Source organism: Bartonella sp. AA18HLJMS (genome assembly GCF_042197245.1).
Taxonomy (GTDB): Bacteria; Pseudomonadota; Alphaproteobacteria; order Rhizobiales; family Rhizobiaceae; genus Bartonella.
On record NZ_JBHIRP010000001.1, the window covers coordinates 44,843 to 61,461 of the forward strand.

Genomic DNA, 16,619 nt, shown 5'->3' on the forward strand with positions numbered 1-16,619 from the left:
ATAAAAAATGGCCCATTCTGCAGTCATGAATGTCATGGTGCAAGCTGCAATGAAAGCAGGACGCTCGTTGGTACGTGATTACGGTGAAGTGCAAAATTTGCAAGTGTCTTTGAAAGGACCAGCAGATTATGTCAGCCAAGCAGATCGCAAAGCGGAAAAAATTATTTTCAATGAATTAAGCAAAGCGCGCCCCAAATTTGGTTTTCTGATGGAAGAGTCAGAAGAAATCATTGGAGAAGATTCACAACACCGTTTTATTGTTGACCCTTTAGATGGCACCACAAATTTTCTCCATGGCATTCCTTTTTTTGCTGTTTCCATTGCCTTAGAAAGCCAAGGAAAAATCGTTGGTGGTGTCATTTACAATCCCGTGAATGATGAACTCTTCACCGCAGAACGCGGGTGTGGTGCTTTTTTCAATGACCGCCGCTGTCGCGTTTCTGCTCGACGCAGACTAGAAGATTGTGTCATTGCCACAGGAATGCCTCATTTTGGTCGCCCAAATCATGGAACCTACCTTATTGAATTACGTAATGTGATGGCAGAGGTTGCCGGACTTCGCCGTTTTGGTGCTGCTGCTCTTGATTTAGCTTATGTGGCTGCTGGAAGAACCGATGGCTTTTGGGAAGATAACCTGCAAATTTGGGATATGGCTGCTGGAATACTGATGGTTCGTGAAGCCGGTGGTTTTGTCACCGATAAAGAAGGCGGCAACAATATATTTCGCAAAAAAAATATCATTGCCGGCAATGAACACATTCGCCTAAAATTAGAAAAAACCCTCAAAAAAGGCATTTAGACCTCAGAAAAGATCTAGCAGATGACCTCAGCCAAGCAGATCGCAAAGCGGAAAAAATTATTTTCAATGAATTAAGCAAAGCGCGCCCCAAATTTGGTTTTCTGATGGAAGAGTCAGAAGAAATCATTGGAGAAGATTCACAACACCGTTTTATTGTTGACCCTTTGAGATGGCACCACAAATTTTCTCCATGGCATTCCTTTTTTTGCTGTTTCCATTGCTTTAGAAAGCCAAGGGAAAGTCGTTGCTGATGTCATTTACAATCCCGTGAGTGATGAACTCTTCGCCGCAGAACGCGGGTATGGTGCTTTTTTCAATAACCGACGCTGTCGCGTTTCTGCTCGACGCAGACTGGAAGATTGTGTCATTGCTACAAGCATGCCTCATTTTGGTCGCCCAGGTCATGGAACCTATCTTATTGAATTACGCAATATAATGATGGAAGTTGCCGGACTTCACCGTTTTGGTGCTGCTGCTCTTGATTTAGCTTATGTTGCTTCTGGCAGAACCGATGGCTTTTGGGAAGATAACCTGCACATTTTTGATAAAACTACCAGCATACTGATGCTTCGCAAAACCGGTGTTTTTGTCACTGATAAAGAAGGCAGCAGCGATATATTTCGCAAAAACACATCATTGCTTGCAATAAACACATTCGCATCAAACTATAAAAAAAAACTTCAAAAAAGCATTTAATTCTTACAGTTTTTTACAAAACCCTTAGAACCTTAAACAAACACATGAAGAAAGAGTTTTTAATTTTCTTTCAAATAACGATAAGAAATAACTGATTAGATAGTGACAAAAAACATCACCACGAACAAAAAATGTACTTGCTATGAGCCCCCACAAAAGCAATCCCCAATAGCTTACCTTATTGACGTTTCTGTTATTCAAATTCCCCTGCAAACAAACTGCAAAAGGCAATAAACACAAATCCCATCATAACCAAACGCCCCAAAAAGCAATTATCGAACCTGAGGCAAAAGCCTCTCCTACTTCTCTTGAGAGATCACTCTCTCCTTTTTGGTAAGAGCTGCTCTACATTACTCTCACTGCTTATCAATATGTTTCACCACCGAGTGTGATAACAGAGGTTTCAGTAAATTCACCGATTCATACAATTGTTATCAGCTTCTTCTTTTCAGCATTATTCTAAAGTATGTATCAAATAGGCATAAGATTTATTGCACTTCAAATAGTTATTTGCGAGAACCGCTGCCTGTATTTCATTCTCAAACTGTTCTTTATTTTTATCAATAGCCTCTTCCAGTGCATTTACCTTTTCATCCCCAAAGATAACTTGTAATTTTGTTTGTGTGGTAAGCTTCTCCCAAAAGATCAATCGGTTATCGCATTTCTCATTTGATGATTTCATCCACTCTTTAACGCCTAATTTGTAAGCTTCTTCAAATGTTGGTATCTTTTCATCAAGGACTAGGTCTTTTTTCTCTTCTTTATCTCTCTCTTTACAAACCTCCATTGCCCTTTCAACCGTAGAGTAACAACAACTTTTATCAAAGGCAATATATCCTTCTTTCACCGTATCAATAAGCATCTTATAGTAAATGAAAGTTTCTCTTGCCGTCTTATAATCACTGGAAACATCATACAATAAGGATAGAAGCTCTCTTTTACAAATGCACAGTACACTACTGTCACCAGGCATACTCCCAAATCCTCCCAGTTTTTTTAGCGTTTCATATTCAGTATATTTAGGTATGTCTTCAAAGTAAATTTCCAGAGATGCTAAGTCACGATAGAGCCCTGAAGCTTTATCCTTTTGTTGCTGTTCGTATTCAGCTGTAATCATATCATCAATCATATATAACCACCAATGAAACAACAGCATTGTAGGCTTATAGCGCTTTTTTTTCGTCAAAGGATCCACAAACTTTCGTAATGTGACACCATTCTGTCTCATGAATCGCACAACTTTAGGATAAGTTTCTTTAAAAATTGGACGCATCATTAATTCATTTATTTTTTCGATGTGCTCAGCAGTAAATTCTACTTCCAGCGCCTTTTCATAGAGAAAAAATATATCTACATATCCTTGAGCACAAATATCTTGTACCATTGGATGCTGCTGTTTTTTAGATTCATAAGATTCAGAAATGTATCCAATTTTTTTTATCTCTAATATACTCCTTTCCCAATGCTTTGCTTCTTCATCCCATTGTTTAATCCATTTTTTGGGTATTCTTTGGGTTTTTTCAAAAAGCCTTTGTTCCCATTGTGCAATAATATCTTGGTATATCGCACACTCTCGATCTTTTAGCTGCCATAATTTCTCACATTGCTCAAGTTGTTCAATTAATTGCTTTTTCTGATAATTTGCTAACCAAAGACTATAGATTATGCTCCCTATTATAATTATTCCTACTATAACTATGAAAGTATCCTGATCACTCATTCTTGCCTTCTTTTATTCCCACCAACATTTAACGCAGCTCTTTTATCGATCCCTCGATATTGTATCAATATGTATATAATTGATTCAGGATTTGCTACATATTCTATTTTAATAAAAACAATACACAAAATATAGATGTTTTTATTGGTAAAATAAAACAATTTGTATTTAATTGTACTGCTCTAATGATTTATGCACTTTTAAGAAGAGCTTTATAATTCTTAAAATGCACTCCCACAATATTGGTTCAAAGTACTCAAAAGCCTAACACAGCAAAACATGGCTGCGTGCTCACCTTGTTTATAGCATCGATAAAAAGCGTCTTTCTACTCATTTATCGGCTGTTTTTTAGTAAAGCGACATCATCATACACTTTCCTAATCCCCTCAATATTACTACAGCCCCTAAAACTTGAGACGCTTCATGAAGAGGACTTATTCTTTCTTTAAGTATTTTTACTTCACGCGAGCTCTCTCTGCTTGCAACATACAAGAGAAATGGTTTTGACTAATGCAACATAACCAAATTTGAAACGATAAATTCCATGTAAAATCTCTCATGAAAAACAATGAGTTATCATTATAAATCAACGTGACAGTGCTGTTATGAAGAGAACTCCTTGCTCATCTTAATAGTCCATAGCGATTTAACTGGATATCGTTTTACATTCTATACACAGAAGTGTCTTTATAAAAATGTCAGGCAGAAAAAAGAACAGCCCGTTAAAAAAGAAAAACACCTCAATGCTTGCCTTTCTTTTTTCCATGAGAGTTTCAAATTGATAAGCCTGTCTGAAAAGAATACTGTTTATGCCCTTAAAAATACTGCTCTTGTATCAAGAATCACTTACTCAGATGAAAATTGCAGTTGAGCCAAATGCGCATAAACATTATTTTTTATAATGAGTTGTGTGTTCCTTCTTCCACAAGGGCGCCTTTATCCATCACAAGAATGCGATCTGCTTTTAAAATTGTTGCCAAACGATGTGCAATGACCAAGATTTAGGATTTTGCATCAATCCTTCTAAGGTATCTTGCACCAACTTTTCACTGTTTGCATCTAAAGCAAATCTTGCTTCATCAAGTGGCAACATTTTGATTTATAATAATAATTCATTGTTTTATATGTTGAATGAGAATCCCGAATACCGTAAGATTCTCTCATTTCAAACCATGTTTCATGGTGAACCAATCAAAACCATGCCTTTTGCACGTACCAAGCGGAGAGAGCCCGCGTGAATAAAAAAACTATTAAGAAAGGACTTAAAATGCCTATAATAAATTATCTCAAGTGCCAAGGGCCGTAGCAACATCCACGAGTTGGCAAATATAATGATGGTGCCGGCTTGCAACAAGAGGGCTGCATTTCTTAAAATCGCCAGTGCAATACCAATGCGTTGTTTTTGCCCCCCAGAAAGCATGGTACCACGTTCTTCTACTTGCGTATCCAAGCCATCTGGTAAAGCTTGAATAAATTCAAATGCATTGGCAGCTTTAGAAGTGGCCAAAATTTCCTCTCCATGGGTATGTTCAGTTCCAAAAAAAGAAGAAAAGTTTACAATTATTTTATTTCAAGTCTTTATACTCTAGGGAAGAAAGGATTTATGCATATATTCAAAATGATTTTTGAATTTAAAAACGCAACCACAATGATTTATAAGTGTTTAAGACTCATCTGTTTATGTCGGATGCGTTTTTGAATTAATATTTAAAGTGCACTCTTTGATAGGATAAAAAACTCATCGTTTGCAATCGATTTGTTTAAAACCCTTGTTCCCCATAAAAAGGAGGCTTTTACATGCCAATATTACCAAAACGATTTTTGAATTTAGAAAGACGACCACCACGATCTACGAGTGTTTGGGAGCCACCTGTCCATGCCGGATGCGTTCTTGGATCAATATCTAGATTAAGAGTATCGCCTTCTTTTCCCCAAGTAGAGCGCGTCGTATATTGGGTTCCATCCGTCATAACAACGGTAATTTTATGATAGTTGGGGTGAATATTCGCTTTCATGCGTCAAACCTTTTGCGTTTATAGAATGAAATAGCACTTGCTTGTTTTTTTAAGTGCACTTCCTTTGTCTTTTTGATACATTGATTTAAAGTATTTATTCCTATAACTGAGCACGCATCAAAAAACAAGTGTTCAAGATACATCATTGTATCAAGTGTTACAAATCCAATACAGTGAGCAAAATTTTATGACATTACGTTCTCGTTCAGAAAAATCGACAAAGTCTTCCCCTAAAAAATCTTCATTCTCTTCGCTTGCAATTTTTGTTCCTTATCTTTTGCGCTATCGTTGGTTGTTTATCTTTGCTTTTCTAGCGTTATCTGTTGCTGCTCTAGTCACATTAGCTTTGCCTGTGGCTATCCGCCAAATGTTTGATCATGGGTTTTCTACTTCAAGCCATGGACATATCAATTTTTACTTTGGAATTTTGTTTATCTTAGCCTTGTTTCTCGCATTTGCTTCAGCAGCCCGTTATTACTGTGTTATCACCTTAGGAGAACGGATTGTTGCCGATTTACGGCGTGATGTGTTTGTCCATATTATGAAACTTTCTCCTGCTTTTTTTGATCGGTCACATTCAGGAGAGATTGTTTCAAGGCTTCTAACAGATACCACACAAATAAAATTAGCTGTGGGCTCTACCGCCTCTACCGCTTTGCGTCAGCTGATTATCGTGATCGGAGCCGTCGTAATGATGGTGATCACCAATGCTAAATTGTCTTTGTTGGTTTTAGCTGCTATTCCTGTTGTGGCCATTCCCTTGGTAGTCTTTGGACGTAAAGTTCGCTCTCGTACCCGCGCGGCGCAAGATCGTCTCGCAGATGCCAATGCTGTTGCTACAGAGCAGGTAAGTGCTATTCGCACTGTGCAAGCTTTTACCGCTGAAAAACTCGTTACAATACGTTTTTCACAATTGATAGAACGTGCTTTTCAAACAGCACGTGCTTCTGTAATCTTGCGCTCCTTTTTTACGGGGTTTGCAATTTTTTTGGTTTTTAGCAGTGTGGTTGCTGTTTTATGGATTGGATCGCGTGATGTTTTGAATGGAACGATGACAGGAGGGACATTAGGGCAATTTGTCCTTTATGCGGTTTTTGGAGCTTCTACTTTTGCGCAATTATCGGAACTGGGAGCAGAATTAATCCAAGCAGCCGGCGCTGCTGAACGGCTTGCCGAATTGTTACAAGAACAACCTACTATTGTAGCTCCTAAAAATGCTTTATCATTAGAGCAACCTGTTCGAGGTGAACTTGTTTTTGATCAGGTTGATTTTACCTATCCTTCTAGACCACAAGAGAAGGTTTTACGCTCGCTTTCATTTTCTGTAAAAGCAGGCGAAACGGTTGCTTTTGTTGGGGCTTCCGGAGCAGGAAAAAGCAGCATTTTTTCTTTGATCCTTCGTTTTTATGACCCGACAAATGGAACAATTCGGTTGGATGGCATAGAAATTAATCGCCTTTCTTTACAAGATTTACGTAGTGCAATTTCCTATGTTCCACAAGATGTTGCTATTTTTGATGGAACATTGCGTGATAATATTATTTTTGGAACTGAAAATACCCATGAAGAAGAAATCCTTGCTGCTGCTAAAGCGGCTAATGCACTTGAATTTATTCAAGCTTTACCAGATGGCTTGGATACGCAAGTAGGAGAACGCGGTACCATGCTTTCTGGGGGGCAAAAACAACGCATTGGTATTGCGCGGGCAATTTTAAGAAATGCACCCTTGTTGCTGCTTGATGAAGCAACATCTGCTTTAGATGCGAACAGTGAAAAGTTGGTGCAAGACGCCTTAGAAGGGTTGATGCAAAACCGCACAACCTTGGTCATTGCACATCGTTTGGCAACAATTTTAAAAGCAGATCGCATTCTTGTTATGGATAAAGGCGCCCTTGTGGAAGAAGGAACCCATGCCGAACTTGTGGCAAAAAATGGCGTTTATGCTTACCTCGCAAAACTCCAATTTTCACCCGAATAAGTAATCTTGATACAAGAGCAATATCTTTAAGGGCATAAACAGCACTTTTTTCAGACAGGCTTATCAATTTAAATCTCTCATGGAAAAAAGAAAAGCAAGCATTGAGATGTTTTTCTTTTTTCTGCGCAAGATGGAGTATTTTTATAAAGACACTTCTGTGTACAGAATATAAAATAATACCAAGTTAATCGCTATGGGCTATTAAGATGTGCAAGGAGTTCTCTTCATAACAGCACTGTCACGTTGATTTATAAGGATAATTCATTGTTTTTCATGAAAGATCATGAATACCATAGGATTTTCTCATGTCAAACCCTCATAGTGAATCAAACAAAATCTCTTGGCTTGCTCATCACAAGCAGAGTTGGCGTGTGGAGTAAAACGGTACAAGAAAGGAATGAAATACCTCCCTTGCCCCTTTACGTTCTAAGGGCTGTCAAAACATTGGGGCGCTGACAAAAGAGTATACGCTGGCAAAAAGTATAATAGGTGCTCGCTTTCTTGAAGCCTTTATGCGGGCTCACTTGATAGGCTCTAGGGACACAAGCACTACCCTAAAGACTGACCACACTCTTTAAAAAAACTGAATATGAAAAACTTTTCATACCCTCTCTCACCGCTATAAATAATAGTGTTTACCGAAAATCATGACAAATTGTAATTCACAAATACGCTTCTCTCTATTGCAAGAATATCCTTTTCTTCTCTTTCAAAAAAACGAACACTTTTTGAACACTGTTTGCAGATCCATATTATTGAAAAAGAGCAAAGACTCTTTTAGCACTTTTTGGCTTCTTATAACTTTGTGAGAGCACATGAGCAACAGCTTTTATAATAAACCGGCTTTTGGCAAAATTGTAAAATTTTATCAAATTTATTGTTTGTAAATATCACCACGATCACTGTTCTGCTCTTGCAGACACCGCAACCTCAAAACACCGTTCTCTTTGCTCATAAATTGTCTCTCCAGCTCTCTCTTTCAGTCATAGCCCATAAAATAAGGATAGAGTACTTCGATTGAATACCATCTTCTCACCCCCTCCAAGCCCCATATATTTTACAGCCCTCAACTTTATAGCACCCCCTGTCGTGCTTTAAGAAAGCATTTTAACGATGATAAGAACATGTACAAAGAGGATATATCTTTAGGGTATTTATGTTTTAAAGCTTGCACTAAATCATAATTTTTTTTGTATAGCGAGCCAAGCATATGCAGAACTGACACCCTAACCATTTCAAACCATGCAGCTGTTTCAGGAACAGATAAGCCAAGTTCTACGATTATATCTTCAACCACGAATTCACCGAAGTACGGAAGATTTTCACGATTTTTTAGCGCTCCCTCTTCAGTGATCCTCTAGATAATTAACTCATTCAGCATCTATACCAGCAAAGCGAAATATTACGTGCTAATTTTCCTTTACATTCATTAGCCAAGCCCCCTCAAAATAACCTTTTAGTGAATAGAGCTAAAAGGATAAGTCTTCAAAACCATTTGGTGAGATAGCTATATCAAGAGCACCTAAAATACGCCTTAGTTTCTAAGAATAGGCAACTTCCCCCTTTTATCGTATCAGTCTTGTAGAAGGCTTTAAACCCTTTATCTTCAAATCAATAAATCATAATTGGATTATATTGCATAAAGATGCTTTTTCTCATTTTTCCATTTAACACACGATAAGTTACCATTTAGGCACGATGAGAAGCTTTCCCCTTATATCATACATGAGAAAAACAAAATAAGCCGTTTGAGTGTCTTAAGGTCAAGGATGCCGATAGGCGCAATTTGTAAAGGGTTACCTTGAGGCTTAAGGACCCAAAGCTTGTTAGTCCCTTCATTAAACGCGGGTTTGATGTTATGATTTTGGAGAGCGATTATTAAGAATTTGAGAGGCAGACAGCCTCTCATTTTGATTTGTATGCAAACGAATTGCACCCTATTTATTCAGGGAGAATAAGAACATACCCAGGAGGTGCTAAACGGAATAAGAGAGCATCGTAACCCCAACTAGCAGACAGGCAGCAAATAGAAGAAACGCCTTCAAGAATTGTTAAGAGTAATGCGAACGATATACCGGCTTCATCTGCTGTTGCGTCACGGCGTTCTAAGAGGTATCCGACAAAAAAGAAAAAGCACCCTATTCCACTCACCGACCCAAAGACTTTTAATGCGGTATGAACCGGTCCACGTATGTTGAGCAAGATAATAAAAATTATGAAAGTAAATACTGTAAAGATCCCTTCGAATACCCCACGCACCATATTGCACAATTTTCGCATCATAATTGCAGAAAAGCTCTGTTCTGCGTATTGATTTTTTCTTTTGATGCTTGTATTCTTAGAAGATATACTGTTATTTTTAGAAGATATACCGTCCACAACTCCCCCCGTTTTAAGCCAAGATGCTATGAAGTTAATTACTTTTAATTATATCATCAAAAAATACAAGAAAAATTTATCCATTTTAACGAAAAAATAGGTGTTTTATTGAGGGGCAAATCTATTTTCTTTCGCAAGAGTTATTCAATTCGTTCGCCAATAGAAAGTCTACCCCCATTGAAGAAGAAGCTACCCTGATGCAGAAAAGCTTCATAAGCTGTATTCCAATCCGCTCAGAAATCGCAACTCTCTAATCTACCCGCTTAATCCACCTTTAAAACTGCAATCAAATGAATTCTGCTGATGACAAGTAATGATAACATGAAAAAGAAAAAATATCACAATATCAAACTCTTCAATACAGTATGAGCTTTATGATTTTCACTCAAAAAGTAAGTACCACCTCATGAACGACACCATACTAAAGTGCTGTGCATTCACAAATTTCCTAGCATTATCTCCCCTTCTCGAAATTGCACCTCTCCCGCAATCTTATCTCTCGATAGCACCCATTAAAGACTTTTAAAAGGTCCAAGGAAAAAACTCTCTGAGAAAGCTTTTAAGCCTAAAATGCCCCCGCCATTTTTATCATGATGAGGGCACCCAAAAAATCACGCAGAAATATGAAAAATCTCTCCGCATTTAAGAACAGAGCTTGTGCTTCAATCGCACGCTTTTTCTTGTTCTTTTGTCCATTGTCCCAAAGCCGCAAGATGGTTCATCCGAGCCCGATGACTAAATGCCTTCTGTGCAACAGCAATATTCTCATCTTTTCCAGCCCATGCTTTTAAGGCAGCTGCTTGCAATGCGCGTCCATAGGAAAAGGTCAATTTCCAAGGCAATGCGCCCAAAGAATTCATAGCAGATAAATGCGCCGTTGCTTCCTGATCAGACTGTCCTCCAGAAAGAAAAGCAATTCCGGGAACAGCGGCAGGAACAGTCTGTTTAAGCACCTGGACAGTCTTTTCAGCAACTTCTTCAACAGAAGCCTTGCGAGCATCCTTTCCATCAATCACCATATTGGGTTTTAAAATCATCCCCTCCAAAAGAACACGAGCTTCAAACAATTCTTTAAAGACAGCCTGCAAAACAGTGCGTGTCACCTCAAAGCAGCGTGTAATTGAATGCCCACACGATGATCCATCCATCAACACTTCCGGCTCAACAATGGGCACAATATTGAACTCCTGACATAAGGCAGCATAGCGTGCAAGAGCTTGTGCATTTTGTCTTATGGCGCCTCTTGTTGGCAAAGTGTGTTCATCAATAGCAATTACCGCCCGCCATTTAGCAAAACGTGCTCCCAAAGCATAATAATCTTTTAGCCGCTCACGAAGACCATCCAACCCTTCGGTAATTGTTTCTTGGGGAAAAGCAGCCAAGGGTTTTGCACCGGTATCAACTTTAATCCCTGGCAAAGCGCCTGAATCCCGAATAAGATCCGTCAACATTTTCCCAATTGATGCTTTTTGCCGAATGGTTTCATCAAATAAAATAACCCCAGAGATGGCGTTTTCCATCGCTTCTTTTGTACTAAAAAGCATTTCACGATAAGCACGGCGCTTATCTTCATTGGATTCAACACCAATGCTTTCAAAACGCTTTCCAATGGTCGCCGTACTTTCATCTGCCGCCAAAATACCTTTACCCGCATGCACCAAAGCAAGTGCAATATCTTCAAGCCGTTCATTCATAAAAAATTCCTCTTATTTTGTCTTAATTTCTAAAAATGCGCAACACTATCAAAACACTCTACACGATTGTATAGCTTTTCTTTAACCTTCCCTTCAAAGAAGCCCTTTAAGCCTGCATAAGAGCAAGAATACCAGGAAGAACCTTACCTTCCATCCATTCCAAAAAAGCTCCTCCAGCAGTTGAGAGATAAGTAAAATCATTGGCAACACCGGCATGATTAAGGGCAAAAACCGTATCGCCCCCTCCCGCAATTGAAACCAAATTTCCCGTCAAACTACGTTCTGCTGCATGGCGTGCAACGGCAATGGTTCCCTTATCAAAGGGAGGCATCTCAAAAACACCAAGGGGTCCATTCCACACAAGAGTAGCAGCTTCATCTATCGCAGTATTGATATGCGCAATAGAGCGCGTCCCAATATCCAATATCATGCCATCTTGTGGAATATCTTCAATGTCATAAAGACGATGCGGTGCATCTTTTTCAAAACGAAATCCCACAACAGCATCCTGAGGGAGCAGAAGCGTACAGTGACACTCTTGCGCTTTTTTAATGATTTTTTTTATCGTTTCCATCAATGCATGTTCACACAGTGATTTCCCTACATGGATACCTTGCGCAGCTAAAAAACTATTAGCCATCCCCCCACCAATAATTAAGGAGTCAACTTTTTCCACCAAATGATTGAGCACAAAAAGCTTACTAGAAACCTTTGCTCCTCCCACAAGAGCAACCACAGGACGTGCTGGATTGCCAAGTCCTTTTTCTAATGCCTGCAATTCACCTTGCAAAGACCGTCCTGCATAAGAAGGCAACAAATGCGTTATTCCCTCCACCGAAGCATGGGCACGATGAGAAACTGAAAAAGCATCATTGACATAGAGATCTCCATTATGAGCCAAAGCTTCTGCAAAAGAACAATCATTCTTTTCTTCACCAGCATAAAAACGAACATTTTCAAGCAGTAAAACACCACCATTTTGTAATGACTCAACTGCAACCTGCACCGCCGAACCGATACAGTCCGGAGCAAAAGCAACCGGCTGATTAATGATCTTTTCCAGCACTTGCACAACAGGACGGAGTGAAAACTCTTGCTCTACCTTTCCTTTGGGGCGACCACAATGAGAAAGCAGAATAAGTTTAGCACCACGCTTTTGCAGCTCAACGAGTGTCTCTTTATGTCGTACAAGACGCGTCTCATCGCATACCTTACCTTGCGCCATAGGAACATTAAAATCTACGCGCACCAGAACACGTTTACCCAAAACATCAACATCATCAAGTGTACGAAACCCCATCACTGCTTCCTCTTCACTTTCCATTGTTTCAAATAAAAACGCATCCAACAACCCTGCCCACTTTTCTTTCCACTTATCCCCCTCTTTGCTTTTACAAGAGATCCACGACAGCCTATCTCTCACCCTTTGCTTAATAAAAATCCAAAGCTTTTATCGTCAAATGTACAAAAGCCCACCATTGCTCTTAATCTTCATATTCCATTGTGGCAAACAAATGCATTGGCTCAACTTGAGCTCTATTAAAGCTTCCTTTTACTTCTAGGAAAAAGAGTTTACATCTCCTGTTTTCTAACGTTTTCTCAAAGGGTATCTCGTTCAGATCTTACTTTTTCAAAGTTTACTCTTTCATGCATCTTTTAAAAGCACGTATTGACACAGTATTAAAACAAAACACATCATCAATTTTTCAATAGCCTCTTCTCTCTAGCGCATGAGAACAACAGCCTCTAACTGTTTTTCTCAAAATTGCACAAAAATGAGACTTTTCCTTATAAAAAGAGGACCCTGAGGTCCTCTTATATTGTCTGAGCAAAAGCCACTGCCGTATCACTCATACGGTTAGAAAAGCCCCATTCATTATCATACCAAACCAGAACGCGACAGAGCTTACCATCAATCACTTTGGTTTGATCATTGTGGAAAATAGCTGAATGAGGATTATGATTAAAATCACAACTCACGAGTTTCTCTTCTGTAGTGTCCAAAACGCCCTTCAAAGAACCCTGTGCAGCAGTAGCAATAGCTGTATTAATTTCTTCGATTGTTGTGGAACGCTTAGCGATAAATGTCAAATCAACCACAGAAACATTAGGGGTCGGAACACGAATCGATACACCATCAAGCAATCCCTTTAATTCTGGCAAGACCAATCCCACAGCTTTTGCCGCTCCTGTTGAGGTAGGAATCATAGAAAGAGCTGCCGCACGTGCACGATAAAGGTCCCGATGCATTGTATCCAATACAGGTTGATCACCCGTATAAGAATGGATTGTTGTCATAAAGCCCTTTTCAATGCCCACCGTATTGTGTAAAACTTGTGCAACAGGCGCCAAACAATTGGTTGTACAAGAAGCATTTGAAACAACGCGATGCTCGCTGCTTAAAGATTGATGATTAACCCCATAGACGACCGTAAGATCTGCTCCTTCAGAAGGCGCAGAAATAAGAACACGCTTTGCCCCCGCATCTAAATGAGCACTTGCTTTATCACGCGCAGTAAAAATGCCCGTACATTCCAAAGCAATATCGATATCCAAATCTTTCCAAGGCAATTGAGCAGGATCACGCTCTGCGCATACCTTTATTAAACCACCTCCCACATCAATAGCATCCCCTACCACCTTAACGATACCAGGAAAACGCCCATGAACTGAATCATAGCGTAATAAATGGGCATTTGTTTCCACCGATCCCAAATCATTAATTGCAACCACTTCAACATCTTGTCGTCCACTTTCCACAAGTGCACGTAAAATATTGCGACCAATACGACCAAACCCATTAATTGCAACACGAACTGTCATTTCACATGTTTCCTCATCAATTTTTAAAAGCACAACATTTAAAACACAATAAATGGGTATTTCACCAATCCAAAATCATTAATTCCCACAATGTCAATATCTTGATCACTCACTCACTTATCCACAATAATGCACAAGATCATCCACAGCACTGCACAGAATATGATGCCCTACAATCACCCCATTCATGACAACACAAGCTGTCACTTTGTCTTTTCCTCTTTGATCTTTTCCAGCTCTTTTTCAACGGTGGCAACGACATTTTCCCAAGTAATACCAAAATGCGCATAAAGGGCATCAATTGTTCCACTTGCCCCAAAGCCCTCCATACCAATAAACACACCATCACAGCCAATAAAACGATCCCATCCTTGGGCGACAGCAGCTTCAATGGCAATTTTAATCGGTGCATCTCCAATGAGAGCACGCTGATAGGAGAGAGATTGTTGAGAAAAAAGTTCAAAACAAGGCACAGAAACCACACGCGTTGGGATGCCTTTTTCTTCTAACACCGCATGTGCCTCCACTGCAATTTGCAATTCTGAACCAGAAGCAAACAGCGTCACTTGTGCATCATCGCTAGCTGTTAGGAATTCATAAGCACCAAGCATACAGAGATTTTCTTCTTCATACTCTTGACGCAAAAGCGGTAGATTTTGTCGACTTAAAGCCAAGGTAGAAGGCGTCCCGCATGCTTTCAAAGCCAATTGCCAACACTCAACTGTCTCCATAGCATCGGCAGGACGGAACACAAAATGATTAGGCATTGCACGCAGGCAAGCCAAATGCTCTACGGGTTGATGGGTCGGACCATCTTCACCAAGACCAATAGAATCATGAGTCATGACATAAATCACCCGCAACCCCATGAGAGAAGACAAACGCATAGCAGGACGCATATAGTCAGAAAAGCATAAAAAGGTTCCCCCATAAGGAATAAAGCCGCCATAAAGGGCAAGACCATTCATCACAGCTCCCATTGCATGTTCGCGAATTCCATAATGCAGATAGCGCCCTGAAAAATCTTCAGCAGAGATACTTTTCATCTGGCTGCTTTTTGTATTATTAGATCCGGTTAAATCAGCCGAACCACCAATAGTCTCAACAACGACCTCATTGATCACTTCAAGAGCCATTTCCGAAGCTTTACGCGTAGCAACAACGGGGCGCTCTTCAACCAATTTCTGTTTATAAGTATCAATAGCGCCATCAAATCCGCCCACGAGATCGCCCCGCATCAATCTTTCAAACTCCACACGCTCTGAGACAGGAAGATCAGCAAATTTTTCTTCCCATTTTTGGCGTTTTTTAGCAGCATTGAGACTAGCCAAGCGCCAATTATCGAGAATATCGGCTGGAATAACGAAAGGCTCAGCATCCCACCCTAACGCGATACGGGTTTCAGTGATTTCTCGTGCGCCCAAAGGGGCTCCATGAATTTTATTGGTACCCGCTTTATTGGGTGCTCCAAAGCCAATTGTTGTTTTACAAGCGATCAAAGTTGGTTTATCGGAATTTTGTGCCGCCTCAATAGCTCGCGCAATTGCTGCTTGATCATGCCCATTGACTTTATGTGTCTCCCAACCAGATGCCTTAAAACGCGCAATCTGATCTGTACTGTCAGCAAGGGAAATCTCTCCATCGATAGAAATATTATTATCGTCCCACAACACAATAAGCTTATTGAGTTTCAAATGACCGGCAAGGGAAAGTGCTTCTTGAGATATCCCTTCCATAAGGCATCCATCGCCCACCAACGCATAAGTGTAATGGTTGATAAGATCACCAAAACGGGCATTTTGCAAACGCTCTCCAAGAGCCATCCCCACGGCATTAGCCAATCCTTGTCCGAGAGGACCAGTCGTTGTTTCGATTCCTGCCACATGCCCATATTCTGGATGCCCAGCAAGCTTTGCTCCTAATTGGCGAAAATTTTTGAGATCTTCAATGCCAATATCTTCATAACCAGAAAGATACAAGAGAGCATAAAGCAACATAGACCCATGTCCTGCTGATAACACAAAACGATCACGGTTAGGCCAGCGAGGTTTTTTGGGGTCATGAGCAAGGAATCTTGTATAAAGAACCGTAGCAATATCGGCTGCTCCCATTGGCAAGCCCGGATGACCAGAATTTGCTTTTTCAATCGCATCAATAGCAAGAAAACGGATAGCATTGGCCATCTGATTCTGTTGGTGGGTGTTTGTCATGAATAATCGACCATTTCGTTAAATACGTTATTCTGTTGCTTTTTCCGTATTCTCTTAAAATTCTCAAGAAATACTATTTTCTAACCATTAGCGTGAGACTTTTTGCCACCACTTCAATAATATTAATAACATTCCCCTCACGCGTTCTGTATATCCATGTCATTTATGCCAATACGCGCAAAAAATCCAGCTTTTAATTTATATCTATCCCCTGCTTTGCTTGCTAAAATATCCTACATACTTAAAAATAAAATGCACACAATACAAGAGTGAAAGTGATTCGTTTTTGCATAACACATTGATAA

At 39.8% G+C, this 16,619-nt stretch carries 10 protein-coding genes and 2 pseudogenes; 3 read left to right on the top strand and 9 right to left on the bottom strand.

Annotated features, from left to right (window positions below):
* Window positions 1–7: 7 nt before the first annotated feature.
* Window positions 8–799, top strand: coding sequence for an inositol monophosphatase family protein (locus ACFINW_RS00235; RefSeq protein ID WP_375620999.1), 792 nt, complete (start codon window positions 8–10; stop codon window positions 797–799).
* A gap of 8 nt (window positions 800–807) precedes the next feature.
* Window positions 808–1,495 (top strand): annotated as a pseudogene (locus ACFINW_RS00240) (inositol monophosphatase family protein); the annotation flags it as partial.
* A gap of 454 nt (window positions 1,496–1,949) precedes the next feature.
* On the opposite strand, the gene ACFINW_RS00245 reads toward ACFINW_RS00240, so the two are convergent.
* The 4 genes and pseudogenes from ACFINW_RS00245 to rpmE all read right to left on the bottom strand — a co-directional run bounded on the left by ACFINW_RS00245 (window position 1,950) and on the right by rpmE (window position 5,230).
* Window positions 1,950–3,215 (bottom strand): hypothetical protein, encoded by a 1,266-nt coding sequence (locus ACFINW_RS00245; RefSeq protein ID WP_375673625.1) that lies wholly within the window; start codon window positions 3,213–3,215, stop codon window positions 1,950–1,952.
* An 846-nt stretch (window positions 3,216–4,061) separates the two neighbouring features.
* Window positions 4,062–4,308, bottom strand: a pseudogene (locus tag ACFINW_RS00250) (ABC transporter); the annotation flags it as partial.
* 84 nt (window positions 4,309–4,392) lie between these two features.
* Window positions 4,393–4,722 (bottom strand): ATP-binding cassette domain-containing protein, encoded by a 330-nt coding sequence (locus ACFINW_RS00255; RefSeq protein WP_375673626.1) that lies wholly within the window; start codon window positions 4,720–4,722, stop codon window positions 4,393–4,395.
* Between the two features lie 286 nt (window positions 4,723–5,008).
* Window positions 5,009–5,230 carry a 50S ribosomal protein L31 gene (gene rpmE / locus ACFINW_RS00260; protein ID WP_005774581.1) on the bottom strand — a complete coding sequence of 74 codons (222 nt, stop codon included), beginning with the start codon at window positions 5,228–5,230 and terminating at the stop codon, window positions 5,009–5,011.
* A gap of 187 nt (window positions 5,231–5,417) precedes the next feature.
* Between rpmE and ACFINW_RS00265 the strand changes: the two genes are divergently transcribed.
* Entirely contained in the window at window positions 5,418–7,208 is a 1,791-nt protein-coding gene (locus ACFINW_RS00265) for an ABC transporter transmembrane domain-containing protein (protein ID WP_375621002.1), read from the top strand.
* Between the two features lie 1,941 nt (window positions 7,209–9,149).
* Here the strand turns inward: ACFINW_RS00265 and ACFINW_RS00270 are convergent.
* The 5 genes from ACFINW_RS00270 to tkt all read right to left on the bottom strand — a co-directional run bounded on the left by ACFINW_RS00270 (window position 9,150) and on the right by tkt (window position 16,314).
* Window positions 9,150–9,587, bottom strand: a complete 438-nt coding sequence (locus ACFINW_RS00270; RefSeq protein WP_375621003.1) for a hypothetical protein — start codon at window positions 9,585–9,587, stop codon at window positions 9,150–9,152.
* Between the two features lie 662 nt (window positions 9,588–10,249).
* Entirely contained in the window at window positions 10,250–11,281 is a 1,032-nt protein-coding gene (locus ACFINW_RS00275; RefSeq protein WP_375621004.1) for a class I fructose-bisphosphate aldolase, read from the bottom strand.
* 106 nt (window positions 11,282–11,387) lie between these two features.
* Window positions 11,388–12,581 carry a phosphoglycerate kinase gene (locus ACFINW_RS00280; RefSeq protein WP_375621050.1) on the bottom strand — a complete coding sequence of 398 codons (1,194 nt, stop codon included), beginning with the start codon at window positions 12,579–12,581 and terminating at the stop codon, window positions 11,388–11,390.
* Between the two features lie 515 nt (window positions 12,582–13,096).
* A complete protein-coding gene (gene gap / locus ACFINW_RS00285; protein ID WP_375640596.1) occupies window positions 13,097–14,104 on the bottom strand; it encodes a type I glyceraldehyde-3-phosphate dehydrogenase in 1,008 nt (335 codons plus the stop codon).
* 203 nt (window positions 14,105–14,307) lie between these two features.
* A complete protein-coding gene (gene tkt / locus ACFINW_RS00290; RefSeq protein WP_375640601.1) occupies window positions 14,308–16,314 on the bottom strand; it encodes a transketolase in 2,007 nt (668 codons plus the stop codon).
* Window positions 16,315–16,619 lie beyond the last annotated feature (305 nt).